The sequence below is a fragment of the Micromonospora sp. NBC_00858 genome, assembly GCF_045207365.1.
Classification (GTDB): Bacteria; Actinomycetota; Actinomycetes; order Mycobacteriales; family Micromonosporaceae; genus Micromonospora.
Genome location: NZ_CP108828.1, coordinates 1,124,403 through 1,150,362, shown reverse-complemented (window position 1 = coordinate 1,150,362; position 25,960 = coordinate 1,124,403). Strand labels below are relative to the sequence as shown.

General features: G+C 68.5%; 27 protein-coding genes and 1 pseudogene. 20 read left to right on the top strand and 8 right to left on the bottom strand.

Translation table 11 applies throughout. The features are described from left to right. Positions 1-236: 236 nt before the first annotated feature. Positions 237-2,123 (bottom strand): glycoside hydrolase family 15 protein, encoded by a 1,887-nt coding sequence (locus OG990_RS05375; RefSeq protein ID WP_406079237.1) that lies wholly within the window; start codon positions 2,121-2,123, stop codon positions 237-239. 311 nt (positions 2,124-2,434) lie between these two features. Here OG990_RS05375 and OG990_RS05370 point away from each other — a divergent pair, with 311 nt between their 5' ends. Both OG990_RS05370 and OG990_RS05365 read left to right on the top strand, forming a co-directional pair. Then, on the top strand, positions 2,435-2,578 hold the full coding sequence (locus OG990_RS05370) for a hypothetical protein (RefSeq protein WP_406079236.1): 144 nt from the start codon (positions 2,435-2,437) through the stop codon (positions 2,576-2,578). 29 nt (positions 2,579-2,607) lie between these two features. Beyond that, on the top strand, positions 2,608-3,780 hold the full coding sequence (locus OG990_RS05365) for a low temperature requirement protein A (RefSeq protein ID WP_406079235.1): 1,173 nt from the start codon (positions 2,608-2,610) through the stop codon (positions 3,778-3,780). Positions 3,781-3,813: 33 nt separating this feature from the next. Here the strand turns inward: OG990_RS05365 and OG990_RS05360 are convergent, their stop codons facing one another. Further along, positions 3,814-4,461, bottom strand: a complete 648-nt coding sequence (locus OG990_RS05360; RefSeq protein ID WP_406079234.1) for a TetR/AcrR family transcriptional regulator — start codon at positions 4,459-4,461, stop codon at positions 3,814-3,816. Positions 4,462-4,602: 141 nt separating this feature from the next. On the opposite strand from OG990_RS05360, the gene OG990_RS05355 reads away from it, so the two are divergent. The 6 genes from OG990_RS05355 (at position 4,603) to OG990_RS05330 (ending at position 11,687) form a co-directional block, all read left to right on the top strand. Next, positions 4,603-5,736 (top strand): VOC family protein, encoded by a 1,134-nt coding sequence (locus OG990_RS05355; protein ID WP_406079233.1) that lies wholly within the window; start codon positions 4,603-4,605, stop codon positions 5,734-5,736. After that, positions 5,733-6,671, top strand: coding sequence for a fumarylacetoacetate hydrolase family protein (locus OG990_RS05350; protein ID WP_406079232.1), 939 nt, complete (start codon positions 5,733-5,735; stop codon positions 6,669-6,671). Before OG990_RS05355 ends, OG990_RS05350 begins: the two co-directional genes overlap by 4 nt. Then, the gene (locus OG990_RS05345) at positions 6,668-8,551 is read left to right on the top strand and encodes an acyl-CoA synthetase (protein WP_406079231.1); all 1,884 of its coding nucleotides are present in this window, start codon (positions 6,668-6,670) and stop codon (positions 8,549-8,551) included. Before OG990_RS05350 ends, OG990_RS05345 begins: the two co-directional genes overlap by 4 nt. Beyond that, complete coding sequence (locus OG990_RS05340) at positions 8,548-8,904, top strand: DoxX family protein (protein ID WP_328418371.1); 357 nt, start codon at positions 8,548-8,550, stop codon at positions 8,902-8,904. Before OG990_RS05345 ends, OG990_RS05340 begins: the two co-directional genes overlap by 4 nt. Beyond that, entirely contained in the window at positions 8,901-10,439 is a 1,539-nt protein-coding gene (locus tag OG990_RS05335; RefSeq protein WP_406079230.1) for a bifunctional 3-(3-hydroxy-phenyl)propionate/3-hydroxycinnamic acid hydroxylase, read from the top strand. Before OG990_RS05340 ends, OG990_RS05335 begins: the two co-directional genes overlap by 4 nt. 444 nt (positions 10,440-10,883) lie before the next feature. Beyond that, positions 10,884-11,687, top strand: a complete 804-nt coding sequence (locus OG990_RS05330) for a patatin-like phospholipase family protein (RefSeq protein WP_406079229.1) — start codon at positions 10,884-10,886, stop codon at positions 11,685-11,687. 488 nt (positions 11,688-12,175) lie between these two features. Here OG990_RS05330 and OG990_RS05325 read toward each other — a convergent pair whose 3' ends face one another. Continuing rightward, complete coding sequence (locus tag OG990_RS05325) at positions 12,176-12,523, bottom strand: hypothetical protein (RefSeq protein WP_406079228.1); 348 nt, start codon at positions 12,521-12,523, stop codon at positions 12,176-12,178. A 142-nt stretch (positions 12,524-12,665) separates the two neighbouring features. Between OG990_RS05325 and OG990_RS05320 the strand changes: the two genes are divergently transcribed. From OG990_RS05320 to OG990_RS05310, 3 genes are read left to right on the top strand one after another with little or no spacing between them, the layout of a single operon-like run. Further along, a complete protein-coding gene (locus tag OG990_RS05320; RefSeq protein ID WP_406079227.1) occupies positions 12,666-12,971 on the top strand; it encodes a hypothetical protein in 306 nt (101 codons plus the stop codon). Positions 12,972-12,984: 13 nt separating this feature from the next. Then, positions 12,985-13,134: a tetratricopeptide repeat protein gene (locus OG990_RS05315; RefSeq protein ID WP_406079226.1), complete on the top strand. Its 150-nt coding sequence runs from the start codon at positions 12,985-12,987 to the stop codon at positions 13,132-13,134. Beyond that, entirely contained in the window at positions 13,110-13,313 is a 204-nt protein-coding gene (locus tag OG990_RS05310) for a hypothetical protein (RefSeq protein ID WP_406079225.1), read from the top strand. Before OG990_RS05315 ends, OG990_RS05310 begins: the two co-directional genes overlap by 25 nt. Before the next feature lie 115 nt (positions 13,314-13,428). Here OG990_RS05310 and OG990_RS05305 read toward each other — a convergent pair whose 3' ends face one another. Further along, entirely contained in the window at positions 13,429-14,112 is a 684-nt protein-coding gene (locus OG990_RS05305) for an SDR family NAD(P)-dependent oxidoreductase (protein ID WP_406079224.1), read from the bottom strand. Positions 14,113-14,251: 139 nt separating this feature from the next. On the opposite strand from OG990_RS05305, the gene OG990_RS05300 reads away from it, so the two are divergent. Further along, positions 14,252-15,109 (top strand): helix-turn-helix domain-containing protein, encoded by an 858-nt coding sequence (locus tag OG990_RS05300; protein ID WP_406079223.1) that lies wholly within the window; start codon positions 14,252-14,254, stop codon positions 15,107-15,109. A gap of 84 nt (positions 15,110-15,193) precedes the next feature. Here OG990_RS05300 and OG990_RS05295 read toward each other — a convergent pair whose 3' ends face one another. Continuing rightward, positions 15,194-15,490: a hypothetical protein gene (locus OG990_RS05295; protein WP_406079222.1), complete on the bottom strand. Its 297-nt coding sequence runs from the start codon at positions 15,488-15,490 to the stop codon at positions 15,194-15,196. 472 nt (positions 15,491-15,962) lie between these two features. On the opposite strand from OG990_RS05295, the gene OG990_RS05290 reads away from it, so the two are divergent. From OG990_RS05290 to OG990_RS05275, 4 genes are all read left to right on the top strand, one after another. Beyond that, positions 15,963-16,952, top strand: a complete 990-nt coding sequence (locus tag OG990_RS05290; protein WP_406079221.1) for an SRPBCC family protein — start codon at positions 15,963-15,965, stop codon at positions 16,950-16,952. Then, the gene (locus tag OG990_RS05285; protein ID WP_406079220.1) at positions 16,949-18,124 is read left to right on the top strand and encodes a zinc-dependent alcohol dehydrogenase; all 1,176 of its coding nucleotides are present in this window, start codon (positions 16,949-16,951) and stop codon (positions 18,122-18,124) included. Before OG990_RS05290 ends, OG990_RS05285 begins: the two co-directional genes overlap by 4 nt. 192 nt (positions 18,125-18,316) lie before the next feature. Next, positions 18,317-18,949, top strand: a complete 633-nt coding sequence (locus tag OG990_RS05280) for a TMEM175 family protein (RefSeq protein ID WP_406079219.1) — start codon at positions 18,317-18,319, stop codon at positions 18,947-18,949. Positions 18,950-19,001: 52 nt separating this feature from the next. Then, positions 19,002-19,169 (top strand): hypothetical protein, encoded by a 168-nt coding sequence (locus OG990_RS05275; protein WP_406079218.1) that lies wholly within the window; start codon positions 19,002-19,004, stop codon positions 19,167-19,169. A gap of 80 nt (positions 19,170-19,249) precedes the next feature. On the opposite strand, the pseudogene OG990_RS05270 reads toward OG990_RS05275, so the two are convergent. After that, a pseudogene (locus OG990_RS05270) lies at positions 19,250-19,762 on the bottom strand (glycosyltransferase); the annotation flags it as partial. Positions 19,763-19,833: 71 nt separating this feature from the next. On the opposite strand from OG990_RS05270, the gene OG990_RS05265 reads away from it, so the two are divergent. From OG990_RS05265 to OG990_RS05250, 4 genes are all read left to right on the top strand, one after another. Beyond that, complete coding sequence (locus tag OG990_RS05265) at positions 19,834-20,055, top strand: recombinase family protein (protein WP_406079217.1); 222 nt, start codon at positions 19,834-19,836, stop codon at positions 20,053-20,055. 553 nt (positions 20,056-20,608) lie between these two features. Further along, positions 20,609-21,523, top strand: coding sequence for an aminoglycoside phosphotransferase family protein (locus tag OG990_RS05260; RefSeq protein WP_406079216.1), 915 nt, complete (start codon positions 20,609-20,611; stop codon positions 21,521-21,523). Positions 21,524-21,876: 353 nt separating this feature from the next. Then, positions 21,877-22,257, top strand: coding sequence for a hypothetical protein (locus OG990_RS05255; RefSeq protein WP_406079215.1), 381 nt, complete (start codon positions 21,877-21,879; stop codon positions 22,255-22,257). A gap of 51 nt (positions 22,258-22,308) precedes the next feature. Beyond that, positions 22,309-23,838 carry a hypothetical protein gene (locus tag OG990_RS05250; RefSeq protein ID WP_406079214.1) on the top strand — a complete coding sequence of 510 codons (1,530 nt, stop codon included), beginning with the start codon at positions 22,309-22,311 and terminating at the stop codon, positions 23,836-23,838. On the opposite strand, the gene OG990_RS05245 is transcribed toward OG990_RS05250, so the two are convergent. Then, the gene (locus OG990_RS05245) at positions 23,805-24,023 is read right to left on the bottom strand and encodes a hypothetical protein (RefSeq protein WP_406079213.1); all 219 of its coding nucleotides are present in this window, start codon (positions 24,021-24,023) and stop codon (positions 23,805-23,807) included. The two genes, OG990_RS05250 and OG990_RS05245, sit on opposite strands and share 34 nt — an antisense overlap. Before the next feature lie 888 nt (positions 24,024-24,911). Continuing rightward, a complete protein-coding gene (locus OG990_RS05240) occupies positions 24,912-25,322 on the bottom strand; it encodes an FxLYD domain-containing protein (RefSeq protein WP_406079212.1) in 411 nt (136 codons plus the stop codon). Positions 25,323-25,960: the final 638 nt, after the last annotated feature.

The window sequence follows — 25,960 nt, the reverse complement described above, 5'->3', positions numbered from 1 at the left end:
GGCGAGTGCTCGCCAGGCATCGGCAGCCAGATGCCCATCCAGTTCTGCCTGGCAGCCCACCTCTTGATCTTGTTCAACTCGGTGGCTTCTACGATGTACGACTGGCTCCTCATCCACTGCTGCTCGACCGCAGCCCTCGATCGACGAGGCCCTTCACCCAAGGTTTTCGACGCTGTGTTCACCGCCGAGGGCATCGAGGTGATCCGGACTCCGCCGCAGGTACCTCGGACGAGTCTTCACGGGAGCGGTGATTCTCGCTCGACCAGGGTTTCGAGCGGAGTGCGAGACGATGCCGGTGCAGCGTCCATGAGTTGATCGAGGGTCGTCGCGGCCTTGATCAGTGCGAGGTGGCTGAAGGCTTGGGGAAAGTTGCCGACTTGGTCGCCGGTCGGTCCGATCTCCTCCGCGAAGAGACCGAGGTGGGTGCTGTAGGTCAGCATCTTCTCGAAGGTGATCAGCGCGTCGCTCAGACGTCCCGAGCGGGCCAGGGCTTCGACGTACCAGAAGGTGCACATGCTGAAGGTGCCTTCGTTGCCGGGCAGACCGTCGGGCGATGCGGTGGGGTTGTACCGGTAGACGAGGCTGTCCGAGACGAGTTCGTCGTCCATCGCCCGCAGTGTGGACTGCCACATCGGATCGTCGGGCGCGATGAACCCCACGCCCGGCATGACGAGCAGCGCCGCGTCCAGGACGTCGCTGTCGTAGTGCTGCACAAACGCCCGGCGTGCGGGGTGGTAACCCCGGTTCATGATCTGGTGGTAGATCCGGCCGCGCTCGGTGCTCCAGCGGGTGATTTCGCCGGGTACCCCGTACCGCTGAGCGAGGCGGATGGCCCGGTCGATAGCCAACCAAGACATGAGGCGGCCGAAGGTGAAGTCCTGGCGGCCGCCCCGGGTCTCCCAGATCCCTTCATCGGGTCTATCCCAGTGCTCGCAGAGCCAGTCGATGAGCTTCACCGTGTTGAGCCACGCCTGATAGGAGCTGCGCAGTCCATACGCGTCGGCGAAGTGGATGGCGCTCATCGCTTCGCCGTAAATATCAAGCTGGAGCTGGTCGGCAGCGGCGTTGCCGATCCGCACCGGGCGGGAGCGTCGATAGCCCTCCAGGTGATCCAGGAGTTCCTCGTCGAGGGCGGTCGAGCCGTCGACGCGGTACAGGTGGTGCAGAGGCGTCGCCCCGCCGGCCGCCTCGCAGATGCGATCGTTGAGCCAATGCAGGTATCGGCGCGTTTCCTCGGTGAAGCCGAGACCGAGCAGGGCGTAAACCGAAGCTGAGGCGTCGCGGATCCAGGCGTAGCGGTAGTCCCAGTTCCGCGTCCCGCCGATCTGCTCCGGCAGGCCTGCGGTCGGAGCGGCGATCAGGGCGCCAGTCGGCGCGTACGTGAGGAGTTTCAGCGTCAGGGCGGAGCGCTCCACCGCTTCCCGCCACCGTCCGCGATAGCTGGAGCCGCTGAGCCAGGCCCACCAATAGTCCCGGGTCTGCTCGTACATGGCCCGTATTTCCTCAGGCCCGATGAGCCGGGGTGGCTCACCCGAGCCGGTTTCGACGAGGACCCCGCCGGTGGCACCCTCGCGAAGGGTGGCGAAGGCGCGCACCCCGTCGCCGTCGCGTTCGATCTCGACTTCGTCTGGGGGCTGGTCGGCGTGGCGGACTCGATGCACCGTCATACTGAGCGTCGGGCTGCGGAAAACGGCGCCGTCGGCGTACATCTCGACTTCGTGCCGGTCGCGCCCATAGTTGAATCGCGGCTGGCAATCGATCCGGAACCGTATGGTGCCCCGAACCACGCTGATGAGCCGAACGAGGCGATGACGATCGGTCGGCGTATCGCCGGCGACCGGCATGAAGTCGATGACCTCACCCACGCCGCCGGACGTCAGGAAACGAGTGATCAGGATCGGTGTCCGCGGCAGGTACAACTGCTCCTTTCTGACGTCGCCGCCGCCATCGGGTGCGATTCGGAAATACCCGCCCCGTTTGAGGTCGAGCAGTCCGGCGAACAGGCTGGGCGAGTCGAACCGCGGCGCGCAGAACCAGTCAAGGGTGCCGTCGTCCGCGATCAGCGCCGCCGTCTGCAGGTCCCCGATCAGGCCATGTGACTCGACGAACGGATACGACTCCACTCACCAGCCTCCTGTCAGGGCTCCTGCAACTGCTCTCACCGTATGTGCTGGCGGGAGCTCAGCGGCGCACATCGGTCAGGACCAGCGCGCTGCACGAAGCCCGGGGCCAGCGCCGAGGAGGTAACAAGCTGTCCCTGACTCACACGGCCGCACTCGCCGCTCGCGCTCCTCGGTCCTCCGTTTCGTGATTGAGTATCAGCACCGACGGGTGCCCTTGGGCCTGCCCGAAATGCCAAGCGGACTGCGGCTCACCGTCCTCGATATCGAAGCCTCGTGGCCCAATGTGGGTCGGAGCAGTGGACGGTGATGACGTGCGGATCGCGGTGTCACTCGGCGCAGGCGAGGCGCGCGGCTATGCGCAGATCGGGGCGATCCAGGTCCTTGAGGAGCGTGGGTTCGGCATCGTTGCGATCGCTGACCGGGACCAGCCACCGCCCGGCGAACGACGAGGCTGACCGATCAAGGCGGACAGAACAGGCGACCGATGACGAACGGTAGGTTCGGGGCACTGCTGCGAAGACCCGGCCAGGCGCGGCCGGCGTTCCTGGAACTGTTCTTCGACCTGGTGTTCGTCCTCGCGTTCTTTCGGCTCTCCGAGGAACTGCTGGCGCATCTGACCTGGACTGGCGCGTTCCAGACACTGGTGTTGCTGCTTGCCGTGTTGGCGGTCTGGGTCTCCACGGCGAGGTTTCTGGACGCGTTCGACCCTCAGCATCCGCTGGTACAGCTGCTGACCATGCCCATCATGTTCGGCACCCTCGTGATGGCGGCTGCGACGCCTGAGGCGTTCGGTCACAAGGGCCTGGTATTCGCAATTGCGTACCTCGCCATCCGCGCTGGTGGCCTCGCTGTCGCCACCTTCTTCCTGCGTGGCCACGAGGCACAGCCCAGCGCGGTGCGGCTGTTGTTCTGGGTCGGCATGGCTGCGCTGCCATGGATCGCCGGAGCGCTCCTACCCGGCTCGGCGCGTGGAGCCCTGTGGATCACGGCGGCGGCCGTGGAGTACGCGGGGATCGCACTCGGCTTCCCCACGCCGCGGCTGGGCCGCAGTGGCGAGCGTCGACTCGAGGTCGTGGTTTCCGAGGAGCACACGGCTGAGCGGTACCAGCAGTTCTTCATCATCGCGCTCGGCGAGCCCATCGTGGTGGTCGGACTGACGTTCGGAAGCCGCGAGTTCGGGGCGGGCCGCACCGCCGCGACCCTACTGGCGTTCGCCACCACGGCACTGCTGTGGCGCATCTACATCCACCGCGCCGGAGCACTGCTGGCCGGCGCCATCGTGGCGACCAACAACCCACGCCGCGTTGCGATCCTGACGATCTACTCCCACGTGATCATGATCGCCGGCATCGTCGCCATCGCCGTCGGCGACGAACTCATCATCACGCACCCGTTCGGACACCCGGACCCGGCCTGGATCGCCGTCATCCTCGGCGGACCCGCCCTGTTCCTCGCCGGACGAGCCACCTTCGATTACGCGGTGTTCGGCCGCGTGTCCCAACCTCGCGTGATCGGCGCACTCGCCCTCCTCGCCCTCACCCCAGCAATGAGGTCGGCACCGCCGCTCGCGGTAGCCACCGCCGCCGCCCTTATCCTCGCCGGCGTCGCCGTAGCCGACACGCTCCGCACCCGAAGGTTCCCATCCGAGCAGCCGTGACCACCTGGTTAGCCGCTTCCGGATGCAGCGGTCTTATGGGCGGACACCGTCGAGCGCGGGTAAGGGCCGCAGGCAGATCTCGTGCGCGTCGTCGGGCGGCAGACCGAGCGTGCGCAGCAGGTCCTCGGTGACCTGGTCGGTTGCTGCGGCGTCGTCGCGCTCGGGGTGGTCGTGCAGCAGTTGCCCGAGAACCAGCGCGGCGCCGGCAACAATCACCGTCGCCAACTCGGGGTCGCGTACGCTGAACCGCCCGGCACGGACGCCGTCTTCGATGTCGCGCAGGGCTCGCGGCGCGAGCCCCTTGTCGGAACCAGCCAGGGCCAGGCCGTTGCTGAGCAGCACCTTGCTCAGCTCGGGACTCCGGCGATGGAGGCGTCCGGTCAGCCGGAAGCTCTGCGCGAAGACGTGGGCCGGGTCGTCCAGGCCCACTGTCAGCTCGTCGAGCAGGGCACCGTGGCGCTCGAGGGCGTCCTCCACCGCGGCCTGGTAGAGCTGTTCCCTGCTGTCGAAGTGGTTGTAGAACGAGCCCATCCCCACGTCGGCGGCCTGGGTGAGCTCGAGGATCGGGACGTTCTGCTTTCCAGCCGCGATGAAGGTCTGGGCGGCTCTAACGAGCGCCGATCGGGTGTGCGCCTTCCGCCGTTCCAGGCGGTTAGGGGCATGCGTGGTTTGTTGCGCCATGCCTACTTGTTCACCTCTCCCAGGTCGGTCTGCGCCTACCTTAACCCCGACGACCCTCAGATATGACGGATTCGTCATCCGTCCTTGACTGACGCCACCCTCGTAAGTGACGATTTCGTCAGCGCTAGGAAGGAGCGGGACATGATCAAGCGGCACGACCCGCACACGGGTCTGCACAGCGAGCAGGGTGCGCTGCCGGGCGAGCACCCCGGGAGGGCGCGCAACCCGCTCATCAAGGTGCACGACCTGGCCTGGTTGGAGTTCGAAAAGCCCGATCTTGAGCGGGCTGAGCTGTTCGCCCGGGCCTTCGGCTTCACGACGTCGTTGCGTACCGCCGACGAGCTGCACCTGCGGGGCACGGACCCGGGTTCGCCCTGCGTGCTCATCCGCCGGGGCCGCCGATCACGGTTCATCGGCCCCGCCTTCCGGGCTGCCGAGCCGGAGGACGTGCTGCGGCTTGCGGATGCGACCGGCACGGCGATCGCACCGCTGCCGGAAAGCCTGGGCGGGGTGACGGTGGATCTGGTCGACCCGAGCGGGGCGCGGGTACGCGTGGTCGCGGGCACGCACGAGCTCCCCGCGCTGCCCACGCAGGCGCCTCTGACGTTCAACTTCGGGCACGACGTGAGGCGGGCGAACGGCGTCCAACGGCCACCGCGGGAGCCGGCCAAGGCGCAGCGGCTCGGTCACGTCGTGCTGCAGACGACCCGGTACCTGGAGACGCTCAACTGGTATCTCGAGAACCTGGGCCTGATTGTCAGCGACTTCCTCTACCACGAGGGGCAGCGCGAGCGCGGCCCGATTATGAGCTTCATTCGCTGCGACCGCGGCGGCACGCCCACGGACCATCACACGCTCGCGATGACCCTCGGCCCGGCGAACCGGTACGTGCACTCGGCCTACCAGGTCCCGGACCTCGACTCGCTGGCCGCCGGCGGGGAGTACCTGCTCGACCGGGGCTACCAGCGGTCCTGGGGGATCGGCCGGCACATCCAGGGCAGCCAGATCTTCGACTACTGGCGCGACCCGGACGACTTCCTCGTCGAGCACTTCACCGACGGCGACCTGTTCGACTGCACGCTCGAGCCGGGCTGGGCACCGATGAGCGCCTCCGGGCTCGCCCAGTGGGGTCCGCCCGCCACCAAGGATTTTCTCGGCATGAGACCCGGCCGGGAATCGCTTCGCGAGCTGCGCGCGGTCATCAGCGCGCTGCGCGAGGAAAACGAATTCGACCTCCACCGCCTCCGCGGCCTGATGAAAGCGTTCAACTCATGACCACCTCCGTCCTGCGCACCGCCGACGCCTGGTGGGTGCTCACCCCCACCGGCGCCGCCAAGGTGCACACCAGCGCCACCACCACCGGGGAGCTGTTGGCCGACCGGCCGGCGATCGTCGCGGCCGCGACGAGCAGCGACACCGTTCCGGTGGACGACCTTGCGCTGGTCTCCCCGGTGACAGCGCCCTGCCGCGTCGTCGCCCAGATGACGAACTTCGCCTCGCACGTCAAGGACACCAACGGCAATCCCGAGACCGTCCCGCTGACCTTCTTCCGCAAGACGTCGGGCTCGGTCAGCGGTCCCTTCGCCGACGTGGTCCGTCCCACCCACGTGACGCTGCTGGACTACGAGGTGGAGATCGGGCTGATCTTCGGCCGCGAGATGCCCGTCGGCACGACCGTCACCGCGGACAATCTCGCCGACTACGTCGCGGGCCTGGTGGTCACCAACGACATCTCGGCACGTGACGTCCAGCTTCCCAAGACCCAGTTCTACGAGGCCAAGTCCTACCCGACCTTCACTCCGGTCGGCCCCGCGCTGGTGCTGCTCGACGCCGACGAGCTCAAGCGGTTCACCGACCTGCGGCTGAAGCTGTGGGTCAACGGCGAACTCCGGCAGAACATGACGGCCGCCGACATGATCTACCTGCCGGTCCAGGCGCTGCAGGCGCTGACCCGCTTTCAGCGACTCGACCCCGGCGATCTGTTGCTGACCGGCACGCCCGTCGGGACGGCCTTGAGCGCACCGCCGAAGCCCGTCGAGATCATCGCCTCGCTGCTGCCGCCCGCGGTGAAGTGGAAGATGTTCTTCAAGGGCCAGGCCCGCAACCCTAGGTACCTCAAGGACGGCGACGCCGTCGAGGTCACCGTCGCCACCGACGACGGCGCGATCGATCTGGGCCGGCAGCGCACGGTCGTGAGGTACGCCCGATGACTGGACCCCTGCTGTGGCCGGACTACGCCACGGCCGCGGACCTGGCCGCGATCGAGGCCGTGCCGCTGGAGGCGCGGGGCCTGCCCGAATCGACGTACGCGCTACTGTCGCGGGCGGCGACGCACTGGCCGGATCGCGCGGCCATCACCGTCCTGCCGGACGCCGCCCGCTGGCGGGAGCCGCTCCCCCGTACCTTCGCCGAGCTCCTGGCCGACGTCCACCGGGTTGCGAACCTGCTCCACGACCTGGGGGTGCGGCGGAATGACGCGGTCGCCCTGATGTCGCCCAACTGCGCCGAACTGATCACCGCGACGATGGGCGCACAGCTCGCCGGGATCGCGGCGCCCCTGGGCGGCGGACTGTCGCGGCAGCACCTCGCCGAGCTCCTCCGGCGCTCCGGTGCCCGCGTGCTGGTCACGGCCGGGCCCGAGCTCGCGCCGGACATGTGGGGCACCGCGCAGGCGCTCGCCCGCAACGGCCTGCTCGACGCGATTCTCGTGCTGCGGCCCACCGGGGCGTCGGGCACGCCCCACCCTCTACCGGCCGTCGGCGGCGTACGCGTCGGCTACCTCGGCGAGCTTGCAGCAAAGAAGGACCCGTCCGCCTTCGGCGGTGAGCTGCCCCGATCCGCCGACCTGGCCGCGATGTTCCACACCGGTGGCACCACGGGCGCGCCGAAGCTGGCCGCGCACACACACGCCAACGAGGTCGCCGACGGGTGGATGCTGGCCGCCAGCTCCCTGTTCGACGAGCAGACCGTGGTCTTCGCGGCCCTCCCGCTGTTCCACGTGAACGCCCTCGTCGTCACCCTGCTGGCGCCCCTGTTCAAGGGACAGACCGTGGTGTGGGCCGGTCCATCGGGTTACCGCGACCCCGCACTGTTCGGCGAGTTCTGGAAGATCGTCGAGCACTACCGGATCGCTGCCATGAGCGCAGTGCCCACCGTGTACGCCGTACTGGCGCAGGTCCCGATCGACGCCGACATCAACAGCCTGCAATTTCCGCTGGTGGGGGCCTCGCCGCTGCCCACCGCGGTCCGGGACAACTTTCAGGCCCACACCGGGATAACCCTGGTCGAGGGCTACGGGCTTACCGAGGCAACGTGCGCGAGCGCGCGTACCTTTCCCGACGCGTCGCGGCCGGGCTCTGTTGGGCAGCGCCTGCCCTACCAGCGGGTGCGGGTGGTCGCCGCTGACGGCACGTGGGAAGACCGACCCTTCGGCGCGACCGGCGTGCTGGCGATCAGCGGCCCGACAGTCTTCCCCGGCTACGTCACAGACCGTGACGAGAACGGGCCCGTCCTCGACGGACTCGGCAAGCTCGTCGACGGCTGGCTGGACACCGGGGACCTCGCGCGCGTTGACGAGGACGGCTTCGTCTACCTCGCCGGGCGGGCGAAGGACCTCATCATCCGCGGCGGACACAACATCGACCCCGCGATCATCGAGGACACGCTACTGACTCACCCGCAGGTCACCGCGGCCAGCGCGGTCGGGCGCCCCGACGTCCACGCCGGTGAGGTGCCCGTCGCCTACGTCACCCTCATGCCAGGCGCCACCGTAACGGAAGACGAGCTGCGCGACTGGGCAAGCGACCGGGTGCCCGACCGCACCGCCGCGCCCAAGACCGTGACGATCCTCGACGAACTGCCCGTCACCGCCGTGGGCAAGCTGTACAAGCTCGCCCTGCGGAAGGAAGCCGCCCGCGCGGAACTCCGTGCCGCGCTTGACCAGACCGCCGGAGTACAGGACATCGAGGCCGCGATCGAGGGTAACTCCATCGTGGCCACTGTGAAAGTTCATCCCTCTGCCCAGGAGGGGGCTATCAAGGCGATCCTGGGCCGGTATGCCATTGAATGGCGATTGGTGGTTGTGTCATGACGCTCGCTGCGTCCATCCTCGCGGTGCTGCTCGCGCTGATCTTCTCTGCCCTGGGCACGGCCAAGATCCTGGCCCTGCAACCGATGCGTGCGCTGGCCGCGGAGGCCGGTTTTCCCGTCGCGGCCTATCGCCGCATCGGCCTGCTCGAGGTCGCCGCGGTGATCGGGCTGCTCATCGGATTGTTCCAGCCGCTGATTGGCATCCTCGCCGGCGCCGGGCTGCTCCTCCTGCTCGGCGGAGCCCTGGTCGTGCACCTGCGCAAGGGAGACGGCCCGCGCAAGTACGCCCCGGCCGTCGTCTGCGGAATCCTGGTCGCCAGCTACCTCGTTCTTCGGGTCCTGGCCACACAATGAGCGTCGTTCCGGTAGTGATCGTCGGCGCAGGCCCCACCGGGCTCACCGCCGCGACGCTGCTCGCCCAGCACGGCGTGGAGTGCCTGATCCTCGACCGTTGGGAGTCGGTCTATCCCCTGCCCCGCGCCGTCGCCCTCGACGACGAGGTCCACCGCATCCTGGCGCGCCTCGGGCTCCGGGACGAGTTCGCCGCCATCGCCAGGCCACACCGGGGCCTTCGACTCATCGACCGCAGGATGCGGGTGCTGGCCGAGTTTCAGCGCGACGTGGCGCCGGGCCGGCACGGCTACCCCCAGGGGAGCATGTTCGACCAGCCGGAGCTGGAGGAAATCCTCCGTCGGAATCTCACGCAGTACGGCAGCGCCACCCTGCGTGGCAGCACCGAGGTCACCGCGCTGACCCAGGACGCCGAGGGCGTACGGCTCGACGTCACCGACACGGCCACCGGCGAGCACCAGGTCGTCCGCGCGGCGTACGTCCTGGGTTGCGACGGCGCCAACAGCCTGACGAGGGCCGCGATCGGCGCCAGCATTCAGGACCTGGGGTTCACGCAACGCTGGCTCGTCGTCGATGTGGTCACCAACGCCGAACTCGGCCAGTGGGAAGGCGTGCACCAGCTCTCCGACCCGGCCCGCGCTGGCACGTACATGCGGATCGGGAAGACCCGCTACCGCTGGGAGTTCCGGCTGGCGCCCGGTGAGACCGCGGACGACTTCCGCAAAATGACCCGGCTGCATCCGTTGATCTCGCGATGGACGGGGAACATCCCCGCTGGGGAGTTGGAGGTGGTCCGTGCGGCCGAATACACCTTTCGGGCGCAGGTCGCCGACCGGTGGCGCGACCGCCGGGTGTTCCTGCTCGGCGACGCCGCCCACCTCACCCCGCCGTTCATCGGCCAGGGAATGGGTGCCGGGCTGCGCGACGCGATGAACCTCGCCTGGAAACTCGCCGGCGTGCTCGACGGGTCCCTGCCCGAGACCGTGCTCGGCACCTACCAGATCGAGCGCAAGCACCATACCCGCGCCATGATCAGGCTGGCGAAGTTGATCGGTACCGCGATGACGGCCGGCGGCAGAATGGGCGACATCATCCGCCGCGCGGTGGCGCCACGGCTGCATCTTGTGCCTGGCCTCACGGCCCTGGCCACGGACAGTGAGACACCTGCGTTGCGCCGCTCCGCTCTGGTGCTGCGGCCACGTCTGCGCCGCGCCCTCGCGGGTCGACTGTGCCCGAACGCCATCCTCGACGGCGAGCGCCGCCACGACGACGTGGCCGCTGGGCGCTTCGCGATCGTCACGTCCACCGAGCCGCCCGCCACCCTACAGTCAGACGTCGAACGGTGCGGCGCAGTGCTCATCACTGCTCGGCCCGGAAGCGAACTACACCGATGGCTGAGAGACGGCCGCGCCCACGCAGCAGTCGTCCGCCCGGACGGCACCGTCCTCAGTGCCGGCCGAGATCTGCCCGCGCTCGTTGCCATCCTGCCCGGCTTCAGAGGGAAACTCCCCCGCCCCACGACCAGCACCAGCGAGTAGCCGTCAGACATCAGCTGTGTGCCAGGGGTATAGCCCTTCCAGTGCCTGGCACGACATCACAGCCCGGCCGGGCCGGTTCCGGCTGGCCTCCGCCTTCGCACCCGAGAGCATCGAACAGACGATCACCGCGATGGCCGACGCCCAGCCCTCCGGGGCACCCATCCACTCCAGCCATCGCAGCGAAGATGATCATCATCGAATGCGCCGCCAAGCTGGAGCGCTACCGGGCAGCCGCCGCCGCGGCCCTGTCCCGCCTTCCCTGAGCTGGCGTCGCCCGTGCAGGGTGACTAGGTCATGAATCGGGCATCTGGTCCCCGGTTTCGTGGTTGAGTGTCCGCACCGACGCGTCGATGAGCCCGCCCGCTATGTCCTACGACTGGGCTCGACTTCTCGACGTCAAAGCCTCGTGGCCCGATCCGGGTCGGAGCGATGGACGGTGGTTACGTGCGGATCGCGGTGGCACTCGGCGCCGGCGGCGCGCGTGGCTATGCGCACATCGGCGCGATCCAGGTTCTGGAGGAGCGCGGGTTCGACATCGTCGCCGTCGCCGGGTGTTCCATGGGCGCCCTGATCGGGGGGCTGTACGCGGCGGGCAAGCTCGGCGCCTACACCGACTGGGTGCGTACGATCGGCCACCGCGAGGTGTTGCGCCTGCTCGATCCGGCGGTGGGCGCGCCGGGGGCGATCTGGGCCGAGAAGCTGATGGCTCCGGTCAGGGAACTGCTCGACGGCGTACGTTTCGAACAGTTGCCCGTGCCTTTCACGGCGGTCGCGACCGACCTGCTGGCCCGTCGAGCCGTATGGTTCCGGCACGGTCCGGTGGACGTCGCGGTGCGGGCCTCCATCGCCCTGCCACCCGCCATCACCCCGGTCATGGTCGACGGTCGGCTCCTCGCCGACGGTGGCCTGATGGAGCCGCTGCCGATGGCGCCGACCACGTTCATGCCGGCCGACGCGGTCGTCGCCGTGTCCCTCAAGGGGGCCCGGGCCCAGCCGATGGCGCCTGTCCGGGGTGGCCAGTCTGCGAACCTCCCCGTCGACCTGGGCGCGCTTGATGTCATGAGCCTGTCGTTGGATGCCGTGGCGGACCTCCTCATCCGCTACCAGCTGGCCGGATACCCGCCGGACTTGCTGATCGAGGTACCGACGGACGCCGCCCGGACGTATGAGTTCCACCGCGCTGCCGAGATGATCGAGGTCGGCCGGCGGGCGGCTCTGGATGCCCTCGCGTCCAGGCCGTTCCCCTGACCCTTCGCGACCCTTCGCGGTTGGTGAGGACAGCGCCGCTGGTGTTTCGTCAGACCCGCCGCGCATCGACTACACCTGCATCGTCACCATCCTTGCAGCACAAGGCTAACTGCTGCGTGACCTCGTCAGGTCCGCCGAAGAGGTCAGCTCGCGACCCACGCCCTCAAGCCCGTCGAGAATGGGTGGGTCAGCCCCTCGCTGCAGCGCGCAGCTCAACGGCCGGCTGCGCACCCGCCGGCCGAGCCTTCCACCAGCTGACTGCCTCGGCTCAGCACCATCCATGGCGACCAGGCCGTGCCTGCTCCGACTGCACATCCCCACCGCCGAGCCGGCCAGGCCGCCGCGTGACCACCAACGTTGCCACACACGACCTGCTCAATTAGCCGGTGACATGCCGAAGCGCTGTAGGCGTGGATCAGAGCCGGACCGGCACGCCGCGCAGGCCATTCACCTGATGATGAAGGCGCGACGCAGCCGGCCTGACCGGGTTACCAGCCCGAACGCCATGCTCGTTGGTCCTCCAGGTAGCCGGCATGCTGAGCGGCCTCCCATTCGCTCATGCTCTCGTAGCGGTCGCCGCAGTACCGCTGGCGCAGATGTGTGGTGAACTCGCGCCGCTCGTCGTCGTTGCCCAGTCGTAGTCCACGATCGTCACGCCCGGCCCGCAGGAGGTAGCTTCCGTCGGGATTGCTGCTCAGGGTGGTCTCGCCGCCGCCAGGCTGGCCGCTGCTGGCCGCCAGGTAGGCGAAGTAGATGTACCGGTAGTCGAACTCGTCGTGCGCCTCGTGGATCCAGTCCAGCCATCGGTCTACTTCGCCGAGGGTGTAGGGCTGCATGTCACTTCTCCCTGCGTGTTCTGGTCTGCTCATTCTGTTCGCTGCGATGGCGAACTGCCCAAGCGGTGGTGCTCGACGACGATCACCTCGCACCGCCCCAGGGGAGTTCGAGTGGCCTCGGTGTCGGGAGTGCGGCGGGTCCATGCAGTTCCTCGCTCAGATCCGCCTTGCTGACGCCGAAGTTGGCAGTGCCGGCCTGCTGTCGGTCTTCATGTGCCAGAACGAGCCGGGGTTCTGTGACGAATGGGATGCCGCCGCAGGCGGCAACAAGGCCTTCATCTTCGGATCCGATGCGACACCAGTCGCCTCTCTGCCCGATGAAGGCGTCACGATGCTCGACGAGACGTCCGCTATCAGGTTCCTGCAAGTCGAGGGCGATGACTATCTGGAAGCGCGGGACCGGTGGTCCGGCGAGACCGGTCGATCGGTGCCATGCCCAGCTCGGTGAGCACATCGGGGCATTGGCGTACTGCGAGCAGGCGCTCGAACTTCTCCAACAACTCGGCGACCGCGCGGGCGAGGCCGCCACCTGGGACAGCCTCGGCTTCGCCCACCACCACCTTGGCCAGTACGGCGAGGCCGTGGAGTGCTACGAACGCACACTCAGCTGACCCGCGATCTCGGCGACCGCTGGAGCGAGGCGGATACTCTCAGCCGGCTCGGCGACACCCGCGACGCCCTCGGCGACCCCACCTCCGCGCGGGCCGACTGGCATAGGGCGCTGGACATCTTCACGGCCCTGAACCACCCGGACGCCGCCACCGTCCGCGCCAAACTTCAGCTCCCGTGATCGAAGCGTCCCCTACCGAGACGACGCCGGCCCAGGACGGACCTGCCGTGGATTCGCCGCTTGCGCCCGTCGACAGGCGCGGGCGTGTGTCCGCAGCTTCGAGCTGTGCGCGGGCTCACCACGGCAGGTGTCCTGCCTCGTCCTGGAAGGTGCCGGTCGGGCCGGTCGCGTCGAGGGTGGCCAGACGTACGACGACTCGGGCGCTCTCCTCGACCGGTCGTCCGATGCCGAAGGCGGCGGTCATGTCGGTGGCGGTGGTGCCCGGCTCAAGGGCATTGAACTTGATGCCCGGCTGTGACTTGGCGTAGTGCACCGTCAGCATGGTGGCTGCGGACTTCGACGCCGAGTACAGCGCGAGCGGCAGACCGAACTCCGGCCGCTCGGGGTTGTTCACCGCCCAAAACGACCCGGCGCTGCTGGAGATGGTGACGACGTTGGCGTTCGGGGACCTGCGGAGCAAGGGCAGTGCCGCCTGCGTGACACGCACGATGCCGACCGCGTTCGTGTCGAAGGAACGCAGCGCCGCGGGGCCGTCGAGCGCGGTCTCCAGGACGCCGGCGTTGTGCACCAGGACGTCGAGACGGCCCTCGGCCGCGTCGATCGTCGCCAGTGCGCTGCTGACCGAGGCGTCGTCGGTCACGTCGAGCTGGACGAACCGCGCCCCGAGCTCGGCGGCGGCCTTCTTACCGCGTTCGGCGTCACGCGCGCCGAGGTAGACCTCGTGCCCCAGCTCCCGCAGCTGCCTGGCGGTCTCGTAACCGATGCCCTTGTTGGCTCCGGTGATCAGTGTGACGGTCATGACTCCCCCTCGGGTTACGTGGCCCGGACGGGCCGTCGTGAACGCTATGAGCGGCACGCCGACTCACCCAGAGCCCTCTGCAGCCTGGGGTGCGACAGGACCCCCTCCGATCGCTGCGCAGAGAGCTAGGGTCGCCCTCATGAGCGAGTCGACGAACGCCCTCGGGGCCTACCTGCGAGCCCGGCGCGAGCTGGTGACGACGCAGCAGGCAGGCATCCCCGACATCGGTGTGCGGCGTGTGCCGGGGCTGCGGCGGGAGGAGGTCGCCATGCTCGCCGGCATCAGCGCTGACTACTACCTGAGGCTCGAACGCGGCCGTGACCGCAACCCCTCCGTCCAGGTGCTCGAGTCGATCGCACGCGTGCTGCAGCTCGACGACGACCACTTCGCCCACCTGCTCACCCTGGTCGCGGAGGTTCCCCGGCGGCGCAGACGCCGACCGCGCAAGCAGACACCGCCGGCAGGAGCGTTGAAGCTCCTGGAGAGCCTCGTGCAGCCTGCCTTCATCGAAGACCGGTACTTCGACATCCTGGCCGTGAACCGCATGGCCACAGCGCTCTCACCCGGCCTTGCCGTCGGCGGCAATCAGTTGCGCGACCTGTTCCTGGACCCGGCCGAGCAGGCGCTGCATCCAGAGTGGGAGAACGTGACGGAGTGCTTCATCGCGAACCTGCGGCAGGCCGTGGGAACCCACGTCGACGATCCCCGCTTCATCGAACTCACCGGCGAGCTTTCGCTGGCGAGTCCGCGGTTCCGACAGCTCTGGGCCCGGCACGAGGTGCGCGGACAGCGCGGGACCCCACTTCGGCTCGACCACCCGCAGGTCGGCGAGATGACCCTCAACCGGGAGCGACTGGCGATCAACGGCACCGAGGACCTGATGCTGGTCGTCTACCACCCGGACGCCGGCTCCAGCGATGCGGACAAGCTGGCTCTACTTGCCTCTGCCGTCCTGCCCACTTCAGGTGCGAAGGACAAGGTCGTGAAGCATGCATGACGACTATCGGGATCATCGGCGCCGGCGAGGTGGGTAGCCAGATCGCCCGTGCAGTCCGCGGCCGCATTCGGCGCCGCCGGTGCTCTACTCGCTGAACTCGGTCACGGAAAGCGCCTTGTCCAGCCGACCGGCGGCCAGGTCGTCGTGGCGGATCACAAAACTCCCGTAGTAGAACTCGTCGGCCACGGGAAAGCGGGCGAGCGACACCCACTCGCTCGTCAGCCGGTGCTGCTCCTTCTCCACATGGGAATACCACTTCGCCACGGGGATGACGATCTCGCCGGACTTCTCGCGACCCGCGAGTGTCTGCTCCGCAATACTCGTGATCACCTCATCGTCGGCATACGGCAGCCCCAGCGACCTTCCGGCCTTCTGCGCCAAGATGGTCGAGGAGTTCGCCCAAGGCGAAGACGTCCGCCAGATGGCGACGGCCTGACCGATGGGGCTCAGGGTCGGGAGGATCAGGCCGGGCCTGAGCCCCGCGGCGGCTATCCTGCCGGCCGAAACGCCGCCGCTCCCGCCGAGCAGCGGCTGTTAGACCAACCAAAGCGGCGGCCATACGGTGCCCAACAGCCGGCGGGCCGTCCTCCGGCGGCTGGCGCGCTTGGTACGGGTGCACGGCAGGTATGTGTTCGACGCACCTGGTCGCTTGGCTGGCCGTACCGCTGCTGGTGTTCGCGGCCGTGACATCGTGCTGAGCAGCGGGATAGGGATCGCCGCAGAGGAACCTCCATGCAGCGGTCGATGGGCGGCTTGAGGTGGTTTCCGAGGGGTATCCGGGCCCCTACGGGTCGCGCCCGGACCGTCGTGAACGGGAATGCGCGGCCGGTGCGACCGGATACGGAGGCTACCCGTGACTCAACTAGCAACCCGAGAGGCAGTAAAGGGCAGGCAGGACGAGGTGCAGTGGCGGGGGCGCGGGCTCGGCTGGGTGAGTCTCGGGCTGGGCGTGGCACAGCTGGCGGCACCGGACGCGGTGCGCCGGATCAGCGGCGTGGACGACTCGCCGACGTCCCGGACGGTGGTGCCGTTGGTCGGGGCGCGGGAGTTGGTACACGCAGCCGGGCTCCTGACGAGCCGGCGGAAGAGCATCTGGGCGTGGACCCGGGTCGCGGGCGACGCGATGGACCTGGCCTCTCTCGGGGTGGCCATCGCCCACCGGGGCGGGCGCCGCCGGCGTCGTCTCGTCGGTGTCACTGGCGCCGTCGTCGGGATCACGGTGGTGGACCTGCTGACCGCCGTGCAGGCCACCCGGGCGAAAAGGATCGGGGCGCTACGAGGCTCACGCGAAGGAGGATCCATGGAGCTGACGGCCACGACAACCATCCGCAAACCCCCACCCAAGGTCTACGCGTTCTGGCGCGACCTGGACAACCTCCCGACGTTCATGGCCCACCTTGAGGAGATCCGCCCCACCAGCGACCGCACGAGCCACTGGTCCGCCAGCGCTCCGTTCGGCAAGAACGTCGAGTGGGACGCGGAAATCGTCGACGAGGCACCCGGCGAGAAGATCGTGTGGCGGTCGACCGGGAACGCGGATGTGCCGAACGCTGGCACGGTCCGGTTCGTGCCCGCCCCGGACGGTGTGAGCACCGAGGTGCACGTCGTTCTGTCGTACGACATCCCGGGCGGCGCGATCGGCAAGGCGGTCGCCAGGTACTTCGGCGAGGAACCGCACCAGCAGCTCGACGACGACCTGCGCCGGCTCAAGCAGGTGCTGGAGACCGGCGAGGTGGTCCGGTCCGACGGCGCCCCGTGGGGCAAGCGGGCCCGCAAGGAGTTCCCGCAGCGTCCGGCGCAACCGCTGTCGGATGCCGAGCTCGCTAAGGGGCCGGATGCGTGAGGGCGAACACCTGGGCCGGCCGCAACAAGGTCAAGGTTCGCGACGTGCCGGACCCGAAGATCCTGAACGAGCGCGACGCCATCGTACGGATCACTTCCACGGCGATCTGCGGCTCGGACCTGCATCTGCTCGATGGGTACGTGCCCACGATGCAGGACGGCGACGTCATGGGTCACGAGTTTATGGGCGAGGTGATCGAGGTCGGCCGGGGCGTCGATCCGGGTCGGCTGCGCGTCGGGGACCGGGTCGTCGTGCCGTTCCCGATCGCCTGCGGCGCGTGCGGCGCCTGCGCCGCCGAGCTGTACTCCTGCTGCGAGAATTCCAACCCCAACGCCGGGATCGCGGAGAAGATGTTCGGTCACCCGGTCTCCGGAATCTTCGGCTATTCGCATCTGACCGGCGGCTTCGCGGGCGGTCAGGCACAGTACGCGCGGGTGCCGTTCGCCGACGTCGGCCCGCTGAAGATCGAGTCCGACCTGACCGACGAGCAGGTGCTGTTCCTCTCCGACATCCTGCCCACCGGCTACATGGGTGCCGAAATATGCGACATCCAGCCCACCGATGTGGTGGCGGTGTGGGGCGCCGGCCCGGTCGGCCAGTTCGCGATGGACAGCGCCCGGGCGCTCGGCGCCGCGAAGGTCGTCGCCATCGACAAGGAGCCCTACCGGCTACAGATGGCCGAACGGGCGGGCCACACCCCGGTGAACTTCGAGGAAGTGGACGTGCGGTCCCGGCTGCTGGAACTGACCGGTGGGCGGGGACCGGACAAGTGCATCGACGCGGTCGGTATGGAGGCCAGCCACGGCAGCGCGCACGTGCACGCCTACGACCGGGTCAAGCAGGCGGTCCGTTCGGAGACCGAGCGCCCGCACGCGCTGCGGCAGGCGATCCTGTCGTGCCGCAGCGGTGGCATCGTGTCGGTGATCGGCGCGTACGGCGGTCTGCTGGACAAGTTCCCCGCCGGCGCGTGGATGAACCGGGCGCTGACGCTGCGTACCGGTCAATGCCACGTGCAGCGCTACATGAAACCGCTGCTGCAGCGCATCGAACGCAGGGAGATCGATCCGACCCGGGTCATCACCCACACCCTGCCGCTCGACCAGGCAGAACGCGGCTTCGAGATCTTCAAGAACAAGCAGGACCACTGCGAGAAGGTCGTCCTCAAGCCCTGACCACCACCCGCATCCGGCTACCGCGGCGCGCGCCGGGTGGCCGGATGCAGCGTATCGGGAGACATCGATCTGCAGGCCCGTGCATTCGCAAACCGAGCTGCCCAGCTGTTTGCCGCAGACGACCCTGGGTAGGCGCACTCGGTGAGCGGGCCAGACACGGACCTAGGCACCCGATCGGACACCAGCCGTGCCGTGGCTTTCAGCGATGCCATCTTCGCCATCATTATTACGCTGCTGATCCTGGACCTCCGGGTGCCGGACGTCCCGCCTGGCCGCCTCCTGTCCGGCTTGCTTAGTCAATGGCCGTCGTACGTCGCGTATCTCGCGTCCTACTCGTACGTGGCCGTCGTCTGGCTCAACCACAAGGCGGCGTTCAACCGCATTCAGCAGGTCGATCGCGGCCTGCACTGGATGAACCTGTTCGTGCTGTTCAGCACGGCGCTGCTCCCGTTTCCGACCATCGTCGTGTCGCACGCGCTGCAGGAGCACAACAACGCGGACCAGCGTGTAGCCATCGCCTTCTACGCGCTGATCGGTGCGTTGCTGTGCGCGACGTGGCTGGCGTTCTACCACTACCTGGCCCGGAACCCCGACCTGCTGAAGGACCAGGCCAAGGACGGCTTCTTTCCGGTCGAGCGGGTCCGGGCCATTGCCGGGGTCGTCCTGTACGTCCTCGCAGGGATCGTCGGCTACCTGGTGGCCCCCTTGATCGGCCTGGTCATTTTTCTTCTCCTGCCCGTCTTCTACGCGATCACCAGCGCCGGCCTGTACCAGTTGCGGGTGACCCACCGGATCACCCATCGTTCTTCGCCACCACCCGATTGAGGGCGAGTTCGGGCTCGCCGAATTCTTCGAACGGGTGCAGTCACGGGCGGGGATGGATCGCCAGGTGGCCTCCTACGGAGCGCGGGCCGTGCTGCACACCCTTCGTGAGGCGGCCAGCGCGAAAGAGTACGGGGACTCTGTCGACCAGTTGCCGGCTGAGTTCTGGCAGCTGACCGGGCCAGGGTCGGGACGGCTCGAGACCCGCCGGGTCGGCACCTAGGCCACATCCCTGGCTGCAGCGGCGCCCGACCATTGCTTTGCGGTGGTCGGGTAGACAGGCAACCCCACCGGCCGGCTCGCTTACGTCTGACCCGGCGTGGCACTAGCGAGGAATCGCCGGTAAAGCGCCTCGTAGCTGTACGCCATCCGGGTGGTCGAGAAATTCTCCGCCACGTGCGCCTCGCAGTCCGCCGGGTCGAGCCGCTCCACGGCGCGCAGCGCGTCCGGCAGCTCCTCGGACCGCTCGCAGACCAGCCCGGTCACCCCGGAGCGGACCACCTCCGGCACCGCACCTCGGGCGAGCGCGACCACCGGCGTACCGGTCGCCATCGCCTCCACCATCACCATGCCGAACGGCTCCTCCCACCGAATGAGGATGATCAGTCACCGGGCCTCCACCAGCATCCGCAGGGCGGCCTCCCGATCGGCGTTGAAAACCACGGTGATGTCCTCGCCGAGCATCGGCTCGACCACCTCGTCGTAGTACCGGCGTTTGGCCGGCTCGTTGCACTTGCCCGCGAGCAGCAGCGGCACCCCGGCCGCCCGACACGCGCGAATCGCCATCGTCGTCGGTGAGTACGAACGCGCCTTCCACGGCCAGCAGCTTTCCCTGCCCGTCCGGCGCCGACCCGGCACGCAACCCGCGCCGCAGCGGCCAACGCTGGATGCTGCTGACCACCGTCGCGGCGATCCTGGCCAACCCCCGCTACACCGGCCGGCAGATCTGGAACCGGCATCGCACCGACCACGACGACATCGAGCCTGAGGGCACCATCACCAGGCACCATGAGATCCAGCGCTGGAACACCGCCCCGGACTGGGTCATCTCCCGCCAGATCGCCCACCCACCGCTGGTCACGGTGTGCCGGTCAGCGTCGACGAGCTGATGTTCCAGGGTGCTGACTCCGTCGGTGAAGGGACTCCCGCGAAGGAAAGTGACCAGGGTGGTGAACGCGGCGCCGGCCTGTTCGGCGCTGACGAGCGGTGCCAGCCGTGCCCGCAGCGCCGGACCCGGGGTGCTGGGCCGCGAGACCTGTGACGGGCCGGTTGCGAACCCGAGCCGGGCTAGCAACGAACGAGCGGTCTGCGATGTGAACCGTTTTCGGGCGATCCCGGAGCCTGCCTCCAGCGCCTGCTTGACAGGGAAGCGTGTGCCATCGACGTCCACCCAGTGCTTAAGTACCTGCTCGGGAACCCGGTCGCGCAGGTGTGCGGCGATCAAGCGCCGGTCGAGGTCAACCGTTTCGCCGTCGATCTTGAACTGCATCGGTGATCTCCTGTCGAACACCGGCACCATATCGGGGGCTTCGCTGCTGTGCGGCACAGTTGACACCAACTCGCCGTGGGCTGCGGTGTAGACGTCAACCGGTGCCCCGGCTCTGAAGCGCCCCTACCGCTGCTGGGTGAATAGGCGGTTCTGCGGGACTACCGTTGCTCCGCATGACCCACGTCGAGATCGAGGTTACGGCGGAACTGGTCCGGGATCTGGTACGCGACCAGCATCCCGACCTCGCCGATCGCCCGGTTCGGCTAGGCGCGCGTGGATGGGACAACCAACTGTGGCGGCTCGGTGACGACCTGGCCGTCCGGCTTCCCTGGGCGACCGGATCCGCGGACGCGCTGCTGCGCAAGGAGTACTCCTGGCTACCCCTGCTTGCCCCGCGCCTTCCGCTGCCGATCCCCGTCCCGCAGCGATTCGGCGAGCCCTCCGAACGATTCCCTCGGCCCTGGCTCATCACCACCTGGGTTCCGGGCACACCCGCCGACCGGAACCCCGTTACACGTGCTGCAGACGCGGCCAAGTCCTTGGCCTCTTTCCTGACGGCTCTTCACCAACCCGCCCCCGGCGGCGCGCCCGCCGGCCGAGACCGCGGCGGGCCACTGGCAGATCGCGCCGAAGGATTCGCCAAGGCGCTGGCCTCCGCCACCGAGCGAGGGCTGATCAACGACCCGGACGCCGTCCGCGCCGTCTGGCACGACGCGGTCACCGCGCCTCAATGGACGGGCCCGGCGCTATGGCTCCACGCCGACCTGCACCCGGCCAACGTCCTTACCGCCGACGGCACCTTCTGCGGCGTCATCGACTTCGGCGACCTCTGCGCCGGCGACCCTGCATACGCCCTCGCCGCCGGGTGGCTCCTGCTACCAGACGGCACCACCGACAACTTCTACACGGCCTACCAGCCGATCCCGGACACCGCCACCATGCGCCGCGCCCGCGGCTGGGCAATGGCACGCGCCCTCGGCGGCATCCTCATCGGCGACGCCGGCATCCACGGCCGCCCCGGCGGCAAGCCCACCTGGGGCCCACCCGCCCACGCCGCCCTGCAACGCCTCATCGCCACAACCCGCTGACCCCGCTCGCCACTGCGTCCGACAGGCGGCATGATCAACCATCCGCACATCGGCACGAGCGGTCGGCTGACTCGTCGGTCTCGCAGGTGCGGCCCCCGACGCCCGGGACCTCTCTGGGGCCGGCAGGTTGACATGAGAGGTGCCGTTAGCGAGACAGCCCCTAGGCAGGTGGGAAAAGGCTCGATCCATGTTCGGCAATAGCCGCCACTGTTGCCCAGCGGCAAGCTGCAACGGCTCAGAGTGGAAACTTTCGGAATATCTTGTACAGTCCCGATGAACAGTTCGCTACCCGCGCCGCATGCGCCGGTCCCGACCCCCAGCTCGATCGTCCATCCCCCTGCGAAGAGGACTTGATGCCAGATCAGACGGTCGCCGGCATGGCGCTCGCGAACCTGATCGAAGAACGCCGAAGGCAGCTGAGCAGCCCGAGCTACCGGGCGATCGCCGAGAGCGGTGGCCTGAAAAGTCACATGACGGTCTACAACCTCGCGACCAAGCCGCTGAAGGCGATGCCCGAGGCGGGCACGCTGGAGGGCCTGGCCCGCGGCTTGGACCTGGACCTGGCAATTGTGACCCGAGCAGCCCAGTCAGCGTGCGGCTACCACGTCTGGGAGCGGGCGCTACCGGACGACCCGACCAAACAAATGATCATCGCGAACATCGAAGATCTGGAGCCACACGAGCTGGAGGCAGTAGCAACTGTTGTTCAGGCGTACCTGCGGTCCAGGAAGTAAGGCTCGCCGGCACCGCCCCCGTCCCATTTCCCTCCTCCCCGAGGTTGCACCTTGAAGATCGTCCGGTTGAAGACCGGTTCGACGTGTGTGACCCTGCCCGATGAGCAGGTAATTTTCGTCGACCCAGCCCTGACCCGCGAGGGCATGGCAGAGGCCATTCGAACAGCGCTGCCTAAGGTCCACCCCGACGCCGTCGGGCACTGGGTCGAGGCCGCGATGCCCTCCACGACCCCCCTCGCCGTCCCTCAACTGAACCGGCGGGAGCGCCGGGCCAAGAGTGGCCGGCACGCCGCCAGCAGGGTCGGCCGTGCCGGCATGCAGCTGACGTCGATGGCTGCGGCAGCCGCCCTGGGGGTGGTCGTCGTGCCGCTCGTCCAGGGCACGCGGGCAGCGCCTGTGGCCGCCGCCGAAGCCTGGCAGAACCCCGTGTTCAGTCGGGTGGAGGTCGGGTCCGCCTGGGACTGCCAGGGCACCGACAACTCCGACCTGGTGGCTACCTGCACCACGCCGGACGGCACGGTGATGCACGCCGAGGCGTGGGTTGGACCGAACTCCTTGACCTTTATCTTCACCTACCGAGACGCCAAGACCGGCCTGCAGCACCGCAACACCCTCAAGGTTTTCGCCTCCGAGGGTGGCGTGCAGGCGTGGGTCAAGACGATCCCAACGGACAAGGCCCTGCTGCCGGACCTCGTCGTCGGCGACCGGTGGCTAATGTATGGCAGCGATCGGGACCGGCTACAGCGGTGGGCCGAGCGGCTGAGCGAGGACGTCATCCTGCCGGCGGATATCTCCGAGGTGGCCTTCAAGATGGGGCTGCTGCCCGCCCCAGACCGGGTAGAGTCGAACGCCCGCGAGATGGCCCACGTGGACGAGATGATCCGCAAGACGGCGGCTCGGATTCTCGTCGGCGATGAGTCGCTGCCGATCCCTACGACGACCCCGGTCGACGTCATGCCGGGTCAGGGCGGGGATGAGGTGGTGCTGACGCCAGTCCAGGAAGGTCCGGTGGCCGGGGTAATCCCGCCCCCGCCGGCGACTCCGGCCGAGCCGCCGCCGACGCCCGCTCCCCTTCCGGCCTCCCCGCCCCCGCCCGCCACCGGGCCAACGACCGAGCCAACTCCACCGCCGGCCACCGAGCCAACTCCACCGCCGGCCACCGGTCCCGGCGACGAGGCGCCGGTTGACCAGCCGCCGACCGACGGTGAGCCCGGTGGCCAAATTCCGGGTGGCGCGCCCGGCGACGAGACGCCCGGTGCCGACGTGCCCGAGGATGAGGCCCCTGGCAATGGGGGTGGCGACGAGCCGGGCCGGCCGATCGATCCGGTAGTCGAGCCCACCGGGCCGGACGAGCCGGCGGGTGACGGGTCGACCGGTCAGCCGCAGGAAGGCATCGGCGGAGGTGAGCCGGGGGAGGGGCCGGCTCAACCCGGCGAGCAGCCGGCCGGGGATCCCCTGGCTGACCCAATCGAGGTGCCTGAGGATGAGTCCATCCCGGTCCTCGACAGCCTCGTGGCCGACAGCGCTCTGAGGCACGGCCGGACGCCTCAGCGCACCGAGGGCGACCCCGGCACCGCGTAGCAGAAATACCTCAACAGGGCCCCCAGCAGCCGGCTGGGGGCCGGTCGATGGATGCGCGGTTGACGAGGCGGCGACAAGCTGACGCGGATCTCGGCTTCCGTGATCGCCGCAAAGTCGAGCTCGCCGAGCGGCACGCCGACGAGGTGCGCCCGCTTGAGCATGAGGATCGAGCGCCTGCTCGACATGCTGCCGTCGGTTGGTGCACCCGGACTCGGGCCGCTGGTACGGGTCGCGTGCTCCTAGACCCAGAAGAGTCGGTGGACATCGGTACGGGCGATGTGACGACCTGCCCTCCGGCCACCAGCGCGCGGAACTGACACCTGTCTGGCATGTCGCCCACCTCCGTTGCGTTTTGGCGTCGGCCGATACAGGTGGGGTAGGGGCGAGTGGCCATCTCCCGGCTCAGAAGGGGAACGCCCGTCCGGCCATGGTCAACACGGGCGCGCCGTACGTTGCTGGCGAGGGTCCGGTAACCGTGATGGGGGCCGAGGGAAGCAGAGCCCCGGCGGGGGACCACTCCCCATCCCCGCCGGGGCTCCGTCTTGCTCCGCGCATAGCGCGGTAGTCAGTTGATGGCGCCAATCTCGGCGTCTGGTGCGTACTGGACCTCGGTCAGCGCTTCATCCTTGGGTACCTCGAAGTACAGCCAACCGCGGACGCACTCGCCCACTCCGATCTTTCTTGCCCTCGGGGCACTCGGGCCGCATGGCCGCTCGTTCCCGTCGACGCGTATCCGCCATCGCCGAACTTCATCGACCACGGGTAGCCGCTGATCTCGGCCTCGGTATAGCCGGGCGGGAGCTTCTTCAGGCAGTACCGGATGTCGAGCGCCGTACACCGTCTTCGGGTCGTCCGTGCTCCCTACCCGTCCGGGAATGCGAACGTCTTGCCGAACGTCAGCGCGGGCGCGCGGGTCGGCGAAGGGTTCGCCGAGGCTGGCGCGGCCGGCGTGGCCGCGACGATGCGGGCGCGACCGACGGCGTCGGCGACGCCTGTTTCGCGTCACCGCCGCCGAACGCACCCGCCGAGCGCGAGCCCGGCGAGCGCGATCGGCGCGATCCGGCGCAGCCGCATCAGGACACCTTGTCGACCTTGCAAGTGATCTTGCCCGTGACCTTCTGGCTCAGCAGGATCGAGCCCTCCTCGACGGCCTTCTGGCCCGGCCGCACGTCGGACACGATGCTGCTGGTGTTGCCGACCCGGGTGCCCTTGGCGTCGTACACGAAGACGTCGATGAAGTAGGTGTTCTGGTTCTCGCTGGAGTTGTTCACCTCCAGGTCAAACTTCACGTTCGGCAGGAGGTCGCTGTCGGCCGAGTCGATCTCGCACGTCTTCAGCGCGACGTGCCCGGCCTTGGCCTCCTGATCCTTGCTGACGTCGCTCGCCGCCTTGCCGACCAGGGCGGTGCACGCGACGATGCCGCCGCCGCACAGGATTACCGACAGGCCGGCGATGATCAGGAAGACCTTCAGCCCAGTCGACATCCTCTTCTTCTGCGGGGGCGGCGCAGGCACGTGGCCCGGCGCGGGGCTCTGGTTCGACATTCGCTTGCCTCTCAGTCGTGGTGGTTGACCTTCCGGAGCCTTAACAGGCCGAAGGGTCCAGCTGGCAGTGCGCTGCGGCGGCCGTCATCGACGAAATTCGGTGTATAGCACCAAGGAACGTCTGTACAGCGTCAGGGAACATAGCGCTGGCGAAATGGCCCGTCAACTCCGCCAGCGAAGTCGTCAGGATTGCCGGCTGTTTCCTCCGGAGGGACCGCTGGCCGTTCAGCTCATCGAGACCTCGACAATTCTGCGCGAACTGGGAACGTAGCGGTCAGTGATCCAAAAGGGACCAAAAAGTAACCATCTGACCCGCCGCCAGCCACCGCCCCGCACGCCGAACTGTTCTACGGCGCCCTCAGCACCAGCACCAGGTGTTCGGCTGCGTGGCAACCGCCGTCGGGTACTGGGGTAGGTTCCCTTCGCCCGCGGCCCCTACGCCAGGGCGGCGGGCCTCATGGTGATCGGCGGGCTCGGCTGGACGGTCCTCTGGTCCATCGATCGAGCGGAAGCGCGCGTACGAGGCATGGTGCAGGACGACCTTCAGGCGATGGCGCACCGGCTGGCGGAGTTGGCCA

Coding starts and splice junctions, on each gene's coding strand:
- OG990_RS05275 (WP_406079218.1), top strand. CDS start 19,002: ATGGATCGCCAGGTGGCCTCCTACGGAGCGCGGGCCGTGCTGCACACC.
- OG990_RS05340 (WP_328418371.1), top strand. CDS start 8,548: ATGACGCTCGCTGCGTCCATCCTCGCGGTGCTGCTCGCGCTGATCTTC.
- OG990_RS05255 (WP_406079215.1), top strand. CDS start 21,877: ATGCCAGATCAGACGGTCGCCGGCATGGCGCTCGCGAACCTGATCGAA.
- OG990_RS05260 (WP_406079216.1), top strand. CDS start 20,609: ATGACCCACGTCGAGATCGAGGTTACGGCGGAACTGGTCCGGGATCTG.
- OG990_RS05365 (WP_406079235.1), top strand. CDS start 2,608: ATGACGAACGGTAGGTTCGGGGCACTGCTGCGAAGACCCGGCCAGGCG.
- OG990_RS05345 (WP_406079231.1), top strand. CDS start 6,668: ATGACTGGACCCCTGCTGTGGCCGGACTACGCCACGGCCGCGGACCTG.
- OG990_RS05240 (WP_406079212.1), bottom strand. CDS start 25,322: ATGTCGACTGGGCTGAAGGTCTTCCTGATCATCGCCGGCCTGTCGGTA.
- OG990_RS05265 (WP_406079217.1), top strand. CDS start 19,834: ATGCTGCTGACCACCGTCGCGGCGATCCTGGCCAACCCCCGCTACACC.
- OG990_RS05320 (WP_406079227.1), top strand. CDS start 12,666: ATGCAGTTCCTCGCTCAGATCCGCCTTGCTGACGCCGAAGTTGGCAGT.
- OG990_RS05350 (WP_406079232.1), top strand. CDS start 5,733: ATGACCACCTCCGTCCTGCGCACCGCCGACGCCTGGTGGGTGCTCACC.
- OG990_RS05360 (WP_406079234.1), bottom strand. CDS start 4,461: ATGGCGCAACAAACCACGCATGCCCCTAACCGCCTGGAACGGCGGAAG.
- OG990_RS05355 (WP_406079233.1), top strand. CDS start 4,603: ATGATCAAGCGGCACGACCCGCACACGGGTCTGCACAGCGAGCAGGGT.
- OG990_RS05335 (WP_406079230.1), top strand. CDS start 8,901: ATGAGCGTCGTTCCGGTAGTGATCGTCGGCGCAGGCCCCACCGGGCTC.
- OG990_RS05300 (WP_406079223.1), top strand. CDS start 14,252: ATGAGCGAGTCGACGAACGCCCTCGGGGCCTACCTGCGAGCCCGGCGC.
- OG990_RS05325 (WP_406079228.1), bottom strand. CDS start 12,523: ATGCAGCCCTACACCCTCGGCGAAGTAGACCGATGGCTGGACTGGATC.
- OG990_RS05245 (WP_406079213.1), bottom strand. CDS start 24,023: ATGTCGAGCAGGCGCTCGATCCTCATGCTCAAGCGGGCGCACCTCGTC.
- OG990_RS05305 (WP_406079224.1), bottom strand. CDS start 14,112: ATGACCGTCACACTGATCACCGGAGCCAACAAGGGCATCGGTTACGAG.